This is a genomic window from Lederbergia panacisoli (genome assembly GCF_024626525.1).
GTDB lineage: Bacteria > Bacillota > Bacilli > Bacillales > Bacillaceae_C > Lederbergia > Lederbergia panacisoli.
This window is the reverse complement of the sequence record NZ_JANJGU010000002.1, coordinates 379,211-391,292: the sequence shown is the minus strand read 5'-3', so window position 1 is coordinate 391,292 and position 12,082 is coordinate 379,211. Positions and strand designations below refer to the sequence as shown.

General features: G+C 36.9%; 13 protein-coding genes. 7 read left to right on the top strand and 6 right to left on the bottom strand.

Translation table 11 applies throughout. The annotated features are described in order from the left end of the window. Positions 1-41 precede the first annotated feature (41 nt). The 4 genes from NQ185_RS20410 to NQ185_RS04835 form a co-directional block, all read right to left on the bottom strand. A complete protein-coding gene (locus NQ185_RS20410) occupies positions 42-197 on the bottom strand; it encodes a hypothetical protein (protein WP_506323675.1) in 156 nt (51 codons plus the stop codon). Positions 198-337: 140 nt separating this feature from the next. Then, positions 338-1,168 carry a ClpXP adapter SpxH family protein gene (locus NQ185_RS04845; protein ID WP_307000101.1) on the bottom strand — a complete coding sequence of 277 codons (831 nt, stop codon included), beginning with the start codon at positions 1,166-1,168 and terminating at the stop codon, positions 338-340. Between the two features lie 620 nt (positions 1,169-1,788). Beyond that, positions 1,789-2,451 carry a lytic transglycosylase domain-containing protein gene (locus NQ185_RS20130; protein ID WP_307000098.1) on the bottom strand — a complete coding sequence of 221 codons (663 nt, stop codon included), beginning with the start codon at positions 2,449-2,451 and terminating at the stop codon, positions 1,789-1,791. Further along, complete coding sequence (locus NQ185_RS04835; protein WP_257580441.1) at positions 2,448-3,041, bottom strand: CYTH domain-containing protein; 594 nt, start codon at positions 3,039-3,041, stop codon at positions 2,448-2,450. Before NQ185_RS04835 ends, NQ185_RS20130 begins: the two co-directional genes overlap by 4 nt. Positions 3,042-3,429: 388 nt before the next feature. On the opposite strand from NQ185_RS04835, the gene yjbM reads away from it, so the two are divergent. The 3 genes from yjbM to NQ185_RS04820 are packed head-to-tail and all read left to right on the top strand — an operon-like array spanning position 3,430 to position 5,813. Further along, complete coding sequence (gene yjbM, locus NQ185_RS04830) at positions 3,430-4,083, top strand: GTP diphosphokinase (protein WP_257580440.1); 654 nt, start codon at positions 3,430-3,432, stop codon at positions 4,081-4,083. Positions 4,084-4,108: 25 nt separating this feature from the next. After that, positions 4,109-4,909: an NAD kinase gene (locus tag NQ185_RS04825; RefSeq protein ID WP_257580439.1), complete on the top strand. Its 801-nt coding sequence runs from the start codon at positions 4,109-4,111 to the stop codon at positions 4,907-4,909. Between the two features lie 4 nt (positions 4,910-4,913). Continuing rightward, positions 4,914-5,813, top strand: coding sequence for an RluA family pseudouridine synthase (locus NQ185_RS04820; protein ID WP_257580438.1), 900 nt, complete (start codon positions 4,914-4,916; stop codon positions 5,811-5,813). Here the strand turns inward: NQ185_RS04820 and prpE are convergent. After that, positions 5,794-6,534 carry a bis(5'-nucleosyl)-tetraphosphatase PrpE gene (gene prpE, locus NQ185_RS04815; RefSeq protein ID WP_257580437.1) on the bottom strand — a complete coding sequence of 247 codons (741 nt, stop codon included), beginning with the start codon at positions 6,532-6,534 and terminating at the stop codon, positions 5,794-5,796. The two genes, NQ185_RS04820 and prpE, sit on opposite strands and share 20 nt — an antisense overlap. Before the next feature lie 123 nt (positions 6,535-6,657). On the opposite strand from prpE, the gene mgtE reads away from it, so the two are divergent. The 4 genes from mgtE (at position 6,658) to NQ185_RS04795 (ending at position 11,459) form a co-directional block, all read left to right on the top strand. After that, complete coding sequence (gene mgtE, locus NQ185_RS04810; RefSeq protein ID WP_257580436.1) at positions 6,658-8,031, top strand: magnesium transporter; 1,374 nt, start codon at positions 6,658-6,660, stop codon at positions 8,029-8,031. Between the two features lie 33 nt (positions 8,032-8,064). After that, a complete protein-coding gene (locus NQ185_RS04805) occupies positions 8,065-9,918 on the top strand; it encodes a monovalent cation:proton antiporter family protein (RefSeq protein WP_257580435.1) in 1,854 nt (617 codons plus the stop codon). A gap of 96 nt (positions 9,919-10,014) precedes the next feature. Further along, positions 10,015-10,797, top strand: coding sequence for an enoyl-ACP reductase FabI (gene fabI, locus NQ185_RS04800; protein ID WP_307000095.1), 783 nt, complete (start codon positions 10,015-10,017; stop codon positions 10,795-10,797). A 116-nt stretch (positions 10,798-10,913) separates the two neighbouring features. Further along, on the top strand, positions 10,914-11,459 hold the full coding sequence (locus NQ185_RS04795; protein WP_257580434.1) for a CotO family spore coat protein: 546 nt from the start codon (positions 10,914-10,916) through the stop codon (positions 11,457-11,459). Positions 11,460-11,498: 39 nt separating this feature from the next. Here the strand turns inward: NQ185_RS04795 and NQ185_RS04790 are convergent, their stop codons facing one another. After that, complete coding sequence (locus NQ185_RS04790) at positions 11,499-12,023, bottom strand: CotY/CotZ family spore coat protein (RefSeq protein WP_373370773.1); 525 nt, start codon at positions 12,021-12,023, stop codon at positions 11,499-11,501. Between the last annotated feature and the right edge of the window lie 59 nt (positions 12,024-12,082).

Here is a 12,082-nt window from a genome sequence, read left to right as displayed (position 1 = left end):
AAAGGAAACAAAAAGCTGCTCTCTTTATATAAGGAGCAGCTTTACTTATTGAATCCTCGGAATTTGTTTCTGCTATTTAAAAACGTCAATAATACAAGCAATGCTAAAAAAAGTAAAGGGGAAGTGATATATATTGGAATTAAATTCAATAAGCCAAGAATATTAAAGAAAAAGCAGACAATGATAATAGCAACCATCAAGAATATGATAATTTTTCTCAAGGTCCCCGTCTCCATTCTCATAGTATTTATTAACGTATATGCAAGCGATAAATATAAAATTCTCTTTCTAATGGAATCAAAAAAATACCAGGTAAAGAACCTGGCATTTAGACAATCTATAAACCACCTGATGTATATTTCCAAAAGGGGCCATTTTTCGCATCAATTTTTTGAACTTTTTGTTGCAATTGCAACTTCTTCAATTGCTTTTCTATTTGTTGGACGGGTAGATCATAAATCATTGCTAGATCCTTTGATGCTACGATTGGATGAGCGGACAAAAAAAGCTCTAAAGGGGGTTTTTCCGCTGGTTTAGGATGCCGCTCCAACATTTCTGTTAAAAGTTGGACGTAAATATCATAAGAGTATAAACCGGTAATTTTTAAGCCTTCATCCTCGATATTCTCGTTGAAAAATACCATTGCGGGCATTTCACTAATTTCCATTTCGGAGGAAATCTTTAAGTCGCATTGAAAAGCTTTTGCTGAACTGTAAGAATAAACATCACTTATAAATTCCTCTAAATCTATCCCTACATATTTTGCACATTGCTGAATTACATTTATATCTGTAATATCAGCATTTTCTACAAAAAGTAATTCCTGCAGCCTGCGAATAAATCGAATCCCAGCTCTTTTCCCCTGTAGTTCCGCTGCTTTAATGCTAATAGCAGCTAAATGAGGTGTACAGAAATTTTGTGGGTTCTTAAGTTGCTGGTCATTTTTCTTTTCGCTTAGTTTTCCAACTTTTTTATTCCATATTGCGAGATTTCCTGATAATACATATTTCAGTGTGAAATAATCCCCGTACTCAATTTGGAGCTTATTGATAATAGGTGAAAGTGACCAGCATTCCGAACAAAAAGGATCGATAAACAAATAAATTTCCATGGGCTTATTGTCCATATAATGCGTGTTACGTTTATTTGCTGAACGTTGTTTATTCAAAACTATTCACCAAGACTTTTGATATGCCTGAAGTTTTTATTAGTTTATTAGCAATAAATGCGTCATACGGCTTAACACGATTCCCAACCATATGAATCGCTCCTTTTTCTAAAATAGTATGTTTATTGTAGCAACCACTGGATAATAACTCAAACAAATAGCACTGCAAAAACAAAAGCGTAAGCACCTGTCCATCGACGTACAGGCCCACAGGATGTGGGTCCGTCGACGTCGCCACAGGACGTGGCGTTTTTAGTCGACGTTCCTTTTTCGGCCTAAGACTTGCGATAAAGAAACACGGCGAGGTTGGAAAAGCGGAAGTCGCCTAATCAGCCTCGAAAAGCAAATGTTCTAAGGCAAAAAAAGTCTGTATTTTAACTTTTATTGACGCTGGTTTATGACCTCGAGGGGCTGGCGACTGCAGCTAGACAAGACAAGCTAGTGAAATTGGCACTTTAAATTTCACCTGATGTTGACTATGCAAGCGAAAAGGGCAAGAAGTTTGCTAGTCGATAGGTGCTGAAGCTGGACGGAACTATCTTAAAATAGAATTTTCCAAGGGTTCTAATTAATTTGTATTTAGCATAAAAAAACTGCTCACATAAGTGGGCAGTAGTTTCTCAAGTATAAAATGTTTCGGTAACTTTCCTTACATAATTTTGTGTTTCTTTAAATGGTGGAATGCCTCCATATTTATCGACATTTCCCGGTCCAGCATTATAGGCTGCAAGTGCAAAGGTAAGATTCCCATCATACTTGTCCAGCATATTTCGTAAATACTTACTTCCACCCATTACATTTTGGAGAGGGTCGAAAATATCAGTAACACCAAGACCTTTTGCCGTTTGTGGCATGAGCTGCATTAACCCCGTAGCACCGGCACTACTGACAGTCGTAGGATTAAAATTGGATTCATGCTTAATGATTGATTTTATGAGTTTGGCAGGGAGGTTGTACACTTCTGATGCTTTCTGGATGATCGTCTCTATATTTTCAGGGATAGTAGTATTATTATTAATCGTTGTATTTAAGTTGACAGCCATCTGGAATTGACTTTGATCAATAATAGGTTGGTTTCTTAATTGCATTTGGAAGATGGCACCAAGACTATTCGTATTAATAGTGTGTGATGGGGAAGCGTGAACAGAGTTCGTTAACGTCTCCTGCAATAACTCCCCAAAAGAACTGCTTTCATCGCTAAGTTGGGATGTATTTCGTTCCCCTGAAAAACCTTTTATTAATTGAATATCAAGGATTGTTTTTAAGTGGCCTAACGTATTCATGGGGATTCATCCTTCTTTCCTTGTATTACTTTATACAGCCTGCTTATTTTATTATCGGCATGCCGAATGTTGATGTTTAACTTCTTTAGCAGCTCGTAAAATATTGTTTCGCCTTTTTCCCGATTCATTGTTTCATATTCCAACTCGAAATCTTCATTACCTAGATAGAAACTATGATCAAATACAAGAAGTCCACTTTCATATTCTGTTTCCGCTCGATCTGTCCGCAATGATCCGAAAAGGTAAAAATCTTTAATAGGGATATTCATTTTAAGTAATTCATCTTTTACTTCACCATCATATATAACAGAATCATTCAACATCAAATATGCTTCAGAATGAGATAGTGTATCGTTTATTTCTAAAAGCCCTGTTTTTGCTGGCTTTTTCAAAGTTAATTCATATTTTCCTGGTAATTCTCGGATTCGTAAAGCAGCACCTAATTGCTTTAAAGCGAAATCCTTCGTATCAAAATAATGATTGGTTTGTGAGAAAAAATGATTTTTAGTAATATGAAAGGTTTGTAGTAGATGGTGGAATTCTTTTTCCGTCACAATGTTTTTAAATTCAATTTCAATATTTCTAGACAATTTGCTAACCCCTTCCATACTTAACTATTCTTATTTTACCTTAAAAAGGATTGATTACAATAAAATTCAATAAAGTATCAAATTGCAGACAGTGAAACTTTAAGAAAATATTGTTTGTGCTAAAATAAGGAGGAAATCTTTCATAAATGTCTAGCTGCAGCGCCATCGACTAGCAACTTTCATGATCTCCCGCTTGAGAAGTCAACATCGACTTTTCCTACCGGACTTGTCGTGTTTCCTTTATTTCAAGTCTAAGGTCGAAAAAGAGCGTCGACTAAAAACGCCACTTCTTGTGGTGACATTGAGGGAGCCGCATCATGTGGACCAGTAAGTCGATGATCAAAGCGCTTGAGCTTTTCTAAATAGTCATTATTGAGGTGAAGTTATAGTGAACCACTGGGAACAATTTTTAGCTCCTTATAAACAAGCGATAGATGAATTGAAAATTAAATTAAAAGGCATGAGAAGCCAATTTGAGCAGGAACATATACATTCACCAATCGAATTTGTAACTGGACGGGTAAAACCAATCGCGAGTATCCTGGATAAAGCCCAGCAAAAGAATATACCGTTGGATAAAATCGAGACCGAAATGCAGGATATAGCTGGACTAAGGATGATGTGCCAATTTGTCGACGATATTGAAACAGTTGTTAAACTTTTGAGACAACGAAATGATTTCAGGATTGTAGAGGAACGAAACTATATATCAAATAAAAAACCAAGCGGATACCGTTCTTATCATGTCGTAATAGAATATCCCGTCCAAACCATTAACGGCGAGAAAAAAATACTTGCTGAAATTCAAATTCGTACACTTGCGATGAACTTTTGGGCAACGATCGAACATTCTTTAAACTATAAATACAAGGGACAGTTCCCGGAAGAAATTAATAAAAGGCTGCAGGATGCAGCGGAGGCAGCTTTTCGTTTAGATGAAGAAATGTCACAAATAAAAGAAGAAATTCAGGAAGCGCAAGTATATTTTTCAAAAAATAAAGAAGCCGTTAAAAAGTTAGAGAAAAAAAACGACTATGATTAACAACTTGCCAGAAAGGATGAGAAAAGTGAAATTTGCGATTACGTCGAAAGGGAATCCAACGTCTAATACACTAATGCATAAAATGAGATTATATTTACAGGATTTTGAAATGGTCTATGATGAAGATCAACCGGATATCGTCATATCTGTTGGAGGAGATGGGACTTTACTGTATGCGTTTCATCGCTATAGTTCCCGTTTGGATAAAACAGCTTTCGTGGGAGTACATACTGGTCATCTTGGCTTTTATGCAGATTGGGTGCCGAGTGAAATAGAAAAGCTCGTCATTGCGATTGCAAAAACTCCATATCAAATTGTTGAATACCCGCTGCTTGAGGTATTGATTCGTTATCGTCACGGCGGCAAAGAAACTCGTTATTTAGGATTAAATGAGTCTACTGTTAAAAGTATTGTCGGTACACTTGTTATGGATGTGGAAATCCGTGGAGACCATTTTGAACGTTTTAGGGGTGATGGTTTATGTGTATCCACTCCATCGGGAAGTACGGCTTATAATAAAGCATTAGGCGGAGCGATTATTCATCCGTCTCTTCATTCCATACAGCTTGCTGAAATGGCATCGATTAATAATAAGGTTTTCCGAACGGTTGGATCGCCGCTTATCTTGCCTGATCATCATACTCTTGTCCTTAAACCAGTCAAAACATTTGATTTTCATGTAACAGTAGACCATCTTACAGTCATGCACCGGGATGTGAAGTCGATTCAATTCCGTGTGGCAGAAGAAAAAATCCGCTTTGCGAGATTCCGTCCCTTCCCATTTTGGAAAAGAGTTCACGATTCTTTTATTTCTGATGGTAACTAATAAGATGGATCCTTATTCATTAAAGTGGACAATTGAAAAAAAGGATGAAGGGCAAACAATAAAAGAATATTTGTACATAAAAGGGATATCAAAAAGGGCGTTAACGGATATCAAATTTACAGGTGGCTCAATCATAGTAAATGGACAAGAACAGAATGTCCGATATCTATTGAAGGAATTCGATGTACTCATCATCGAATTTCCTCCCGAGGAAATTAATGAAAGGATGAAAGGGGAGGATATCAGTCTTTCTATTTGTTATGAAGACGATGATATCATTGTCGTTGAAAAGCCGCCTTATATGAATACGATTCCTTCACGTGATCATCCAATAGGAAGTCTTGCAAATGCACTAGTCTATCATTATGAAAAGGCTGGAAATGCGTCAGCTATCCATATTGTCACTCGATTGGACCGAAATACATCTGGTTTAGTGCTAATTGCGAAACATCGCCATGCCCATCACTTATTGAGTTTACAGCAACAAAAAGGACAGATTCGAAGGTATTATGAAGCTTTTGCAGAAAATGAATTCGATGAAGTTATAGGGTGTATTGATGCTCCGATTGGACGAAAGCCAACGAGTATAATCGAAAGGGAAGTGAGGGCGGACGGTCAAAGTGCTGTTACTCATTACAGACTAATCCGTAATTATCCTCATTTTTCGCATGTTCAATTGGAACTTGAAACGGGAAGGACCCATCAAATTAGGGTGCACATGGCTCATTTAGGGCATCCTTTGCTTGGCGATGATTTATATGGAGGGAATCAAAAAATCATTAATCGCCAAGCACTTCATTGCAAAGAATTACACTTCATACACCCTTTTAAACAAATTGAACTAATCTTTTCTTCGGCGCTTCCGGATGATATGGAAATGCTCATTATAAAGGAAAGCTTTTGAACTTTTCAGCGACAAAAGGCATGCTTGATGGAACGGAGACAGTCTTTATCTCAGGATAACGCAGTGCCGTGAGTTTTCCGCCAAAGACGGCCCCTGTGTCTATATTCATCGTATTACCGACCAATCGCGGTTCTTGGACTGGTGTATGTCCATATACGATGAATGGCTTCCCATTATATGATTTTGCCCAATCGCGACGAACAGGCATTCCATTTGGCAGGAATTCCCCCGTCACATCTCCGTATAATACAAAGGATTTAACACTTTTATTGTGCTTCCCAATATAATCTGCTCTTATCCCAGCATGTGCAATAACAAGTTTCCCATCATCTAGTACATAATAAAGTGGCGATCCATCATATAAATCCGTGAACATTTTCTTATAATGATTGAATTCTTTTAATGGGAGGGCGTTCAATTCTGCTACCGTAGTTTCGAGACCGTGGGTGGTTTGCACGTTCCGGCCAAGAAAATACCGATATAATTTATTACAATGATTGCCTGGAACATAATAAGCTCCGTGACTTTTCCATAGTTTCCAAACAATTTCAATCATTTTTAATGAATGTGGACCGCGATCGGTAATATCACCGACGAAGGCCAATTTTCTATGACAATTGTGGGCAGGAAATCCGTCTTTCCACGAATAATCCATTTTTTCTGTCAAGGCGACAAATTCATCATAACAACCATGTACATCTCCAATAATATCAATATTCAAGTCATTCACCTCGTATCATTTAAAATTACCATCTTAGCTATAGATACTTTATTTCAATATTTTAGCGACAAATGTAAATAGATTTGTTAGGATAGTGTAGACAAAAGGGAAGGAGGAGTCAATATGGACAATACATTTGAATCAAATGGCCAAATTAATGAAGAACTTCTCAATCAAACAATAGATGAAGACAATATGCTAGGATTTCGAGAGGAGTTCATGACTCTTCACCCATATGATCAAGCACAGTTTTTTTTCAAGCTCTCTCCTCAGGAAAGAATGAAAGTATACCATTATTTATCTCCTAAAGAACTTGCCGACTTTTTTGAAATGCTTGAAATTGAGGATAGTGAATATAAAAGTATTTTAGCGGAAATGGAACCTAAATATGCGGCAGATATGCTGGCAAATATGTTTGCCGATAATGCAGTTGACGTTTTAAATAATTTGGATAAAGATCAGACTGCGAGTTATCTATCTATTATGGATCATACATCCGCACAGGAAATAAAAGGCTTGCTTCATTATGAGGAGTATACGGCTGGAAGTATCATGACAACGGAATTTATTGCGATCTCAGCAAATCAAACCGTCCGTTCGGCTATGTATATTTTAAAGAAAGAAGCGCCAAAAGCTGAGACTATTTATTATGTGTATGTGATCGATGAGGATGGTCGACTGGTCGGCGTCATTTCCCTTCGTGATTTAATCATTAGCAGTGATGACACGATGATTTATGATATTATGTTTGATCGAATAGTTTCCATTTCTGTAAGTGCTGACCAAGAAGAAGCAGCAAAACAAATGAGAGACTACGACTTGCTTGCACTGCCTGTTGTCGACTTTCAAAATCATTTACTTGGAATTATTACGGTCGATGATATTATTGACGTTATCGACGAGGAAGCATCTGATGACTATTCAAAGCTTGCGGGTGTTTCTGATATGGATACAATCGACAAAAATCCATTTGCTGCAGCAAAGAAAAGACTTCCGTGGCTAATCATTTTGCTGTTTTTAGGTATGTTCACTGCAAGCCTAATTGGGAGATTTGAAGATACGTTAAGCCAAGTGCCAATTGTAGCAGTTTTTATTCCACTTATTGCGGGAATGGCTGGGAATACAGGAACTCAAAGCTTGGCGGTAGCGGTCCGAGGAATTGCCACTGGGGAACTTCAAGAATTGAGTAAAATTAAACTTATTATTAGAGAATCAGGTACAGGACTGATTACGGGAACGATATGTGGTGTATTGGTATCTATTATCGTGTATGTATGGAAAGGTGAACTCCTACTAGGTTTTCTAGTCGGGATTTCCATCTTGGCATCATTATTTGTTGCAACACTGGCCGGCTCTTTAGTTCCTTTAATTATGCATAAATTTAAAATCGATCCAGCTGTGGCATCAGGGCCTTTTATTACGACAATGAATGATATTACTTCTATCCTAATATATTTTGGCTTGGCAACTATGTTTATGAGTTACTTGATTCATTAATTTAGCAATCTTATTGAAAGTTGGTACACCGTTATGGAACAAGAATCATCTCTACTCTCTCTTGTAATTGTATTGGTTGTTGCATTTATTACTCCATTTATATTACATCGTTTTCGGCTAACATTTATGCCAGTCGTCATTGCTGAAATTATTATGGGCTTAATTATTGGGAAAAGTGGATTTGATCTAATTCAAGACGGATCTTGGTTAAACACACTTTCGACCCTAGGGTTCATATTTTTAATGTTTTTAAGTGGGCTGGAAATTGATTTCACAGCCTTTAAACCAAGTAAAAAGAAAACAGTATTACATAATGGGAACGTTGAGCCAAATCGATTAATAGTTTCTATTATTATTTTCACCGGAATTTTTATATTATCAGTTGGATTATCGTTTCTGTTTGTAAAAATGGGATTGATTGATAATGTATTTTTAATGACATTAATCATTTCAACCATATCATTAGGGGTCGTAGTTCCTACTCTTAAAGAAGGAAATGTATTAAAAACAGGAATTGGTCAAATTATTTTACTAATTGCTGTCATTGCGGATCTTGTCACGATGATTTTACTTGCTATTTTTGTTTCCGTTTCGAGTGACACTCAAGGAAATATGTGGTTATTGCTTATTTTATTCGCTGCAGGTATATTTCTCTATTTTATCGGAAATCGACTTAAAAATCGTCCAATCATTGAGAGATTATCAACAGGAACCGTTCAAATTGGAACGAGAGCTATCTTTACATTGATTATTGTGTTAGTCGCTTTATCTGAATCGGTAGGTGCAGAAAATATATTGGGTGCCTTTTTAGCCGGTACCTTAGTTTCTTTATTGAATCCGAAACAAGAAATGGTCCAGCAACTTGATTCATTTGGATATGGTTTTTTAATTCCGATTTTCTTCGTAATGGTGGGTGTTGATCTTGATTTATGGTCACTTTTGAGTGATAAAAATTTACTCGTATTAATCCCATTATTATTAGTGGCATTATTGGCTTCAAAAATTATTCCAGTCTTCATTTTAAGAAAATGGTATGATACAAAAACAGTTGTTGCTTCAGCCTTCTTACTTACGTCCACTTTGTCACTTGTAATAGCCGCTGCAAAGATAGCGGAGCGAATCGAAGTGATTACGCCCGAAATGAGCGGGACGTTTATATTAGTTGCAGTGATTTCATGTATCATTACTCCGATTTTCTTTAAGAAATGGTTTCCGAAAGAAAATGGATATGAACGCAAACTTAAATTGGCTTTCATTGGAGCAAATCAACTAACCCTTCCAGTATCAAAGGAATTAAGTAGTGAGCAGTTTGAATCAACTGTTTATCATAAAAAAATGGAAAAGTTAGAATCACAAAACACCGACATGGTATTTAATATTGTCGAAATTCATGATTATCAAAATGCCGTATTAGAAAGTGCGGGAATATTTGAGTCAGACATTGTTTTTATTTCCACTGGAGATGAAAAGCAAAATGCCATTTTAGCCAGCGAAGCAAAGAATCGTGGAATTGAGAGAGTCATTGCGAGAATCGAGAGTCCTGAACTAGCAAAACAATTAAAAGAAATGGATATTGAAGTATTTTCGACTATTCTTTCAACAACAGCTTTACTAAAAGCTTTAATAGAATCACCGAAGGTTGCACAAATTATGACGAATGGCGAAACGGCATTATATGAAATAGAAATGCTAAATAGGCAATTCGCTCATATGACATTAAGGGAATTTCCATTCATGGGTGATATCATAGTCGTTAGAATATTTAGGGAGAATGATTCGCTTGTTCCTCACGGCGATACCGAATTAAGAATGGGAGATCGTTTAATCGTGACTGGAACGAAGGAATATGTTGATCACTTAATGAAGGAACTGCAATACTCCCTCTAGGGAAAACCATTTTTAATCATACTTTACAACATTGAAACTTCTCGTGTATGATTAGGACTAGGTACTAATAACTTGTATAATAAGGGGATGATCGAATTGAATCTTTCTTTAAACGGAAAAACATATGTTGTAATGGGAGTAGCAAATAAACGTAGCATCGCTTGGGGAATCGCTCGTTCTCTTCATAGCGCTGGAGCTAAATTGATTTTTACATATGCCGGGGAACGTCTTGAAAAAAGTGTCCGTGAGCTTGCTGATTCTTTAGAGGGAGAAAAATCACTTGTACTGCCTTGTGATATTACTAAAGATGAAGATATCGAGCTGTGCTTTAGTCAAATAAAAGAAGCTGCTGGTCCAATTCATGGTATCGCACATTGCATCGCATTTGCTAATAAGGAAGAACTAACTGGAGATTATTTAAATGTAACAAGAGATGGATTTTTACTAGCTCATAATATCAGTGCTTATTCGCTCACAGCAGTAGCGAAAACAGTACAAAAGCTAGACGTCATGTCTGAGGGCGGCAGCATCGTAACAATGACTTATCTTGGTGGAGAGCGCGTCGTTACAAATTATAATGTAATGGGTGTAGCAAAAGCTTCTCTTGATGCAAGTGTTATGTATTTGGCAAGTGATCTTGGAAAACATGGAATCAGAGTCAATTCCATCTCAGCAGGACCAATTAGAACACTTTCTGCTAAAGGGATCAGTGATTTCAATAGCATCTTAAAAGACATTGAAGAAAAAGCACCGCTTCGTAGAACAACAACACCTGAAGAAGTTGGCGACACAGCACTATTCTTATTTAGTGACCTATCTCGCGGTATTACGGGTGAAAATATTCATGTAGATTCAGGATTTCATATACTAGCTATATAATTATAAGCAACTGTCACTAACATTGTGGCAGTTGCTTATTTGTTTCTCAGAAGGAAACCTTAGGCTCTTTTTGGCATACATATAAAACGAAGTATGATAAACGGAGGTGCCCCTTCATGGAGAATAATAATGAAGGAAATAAAGAGGAGCCTTTATTATATATCCACCAGCCGAAATTCCAAAGGCCCGCTAGGAAAATGCAAGATTCCTTTTTATCTGAGGATGTAAAGGAAAATGTTCAAATGGAAAACAATGTCCAACAAGAGGTACACAAAAAGCAAACTTTTACTATTCCTCCTTTAGGCAGTGAAAATATGATAGAGGTTGTACAAGAGATTCCAGAAGAAAAGCAAGAAGAAGTACAAAAGCCAGTATCTGCAGCAGATTATTTCAGGCGGAACCCGGGTACTTCATCAAGAAAGAGTTGGAACTTGACTCCTGTAAAACCATTTAGAGACATGTCCATTCTGGAAAAACTACAATACTTATCCGGATTTCCAAGCAGTCAACAACCATACCCATGTGAATTTATTACGGAAAGTAAGCGATATAGAGGTACATTAAGTAAGTTTGAACATGATCGAATTGCAGTTAAAAATTCTCAAGGCGATGTAAACGAAGTAGATGTGAAGGATCTACAAGCAATAAGAATAATTATATAACGGAAAGATAAAATGGGGCTGATTGGCCCCATTTTACAATCACACTTCGCAAATTCCAAGATTTACATCGGCGATACATTGTACAGCGCAGAAGCAATGTAAATCTACTGTTATACAGCTGTTGCTTGAAGCCCAGTTGTTTACAGAACAAAGTGCTTCGTAGCTAAGTTTACCGTTAGGGAATAAGTTAACAACTGTTTGATTGTTTAAAGGAACTAATACACGCAAAGTTGCGCAGCAATTATCGAAAATGTCCTCGACTCTAAAAAATACTGATACACATTTTCCGGCAGTACCTTTAAATAATCCTTTGAATAAGTCTCCGTTTTTATTAGTTAAAGTAAAAACACGAGTATCCGAACGTTGGCGAGCTGGGAGTGCTAAATCACCAAGAGGCTCAACAAAACAATTGGATGTACAAGTGAGACATTCTTCTTCTACTGCTTCGTCTTGTATATCCTTAATGGCGCGGACTACTTGACAAACACAGTTCATTTGACATCCGCACCCTGAATTAGAATTGGTGCCAAGCACTTCACTTGATTCCATCTCTTCATAACTCATGGATTATTTTCCTCCTTCTTTAAAATTGATTCATTTACACTACTAACATATTAGGTAGG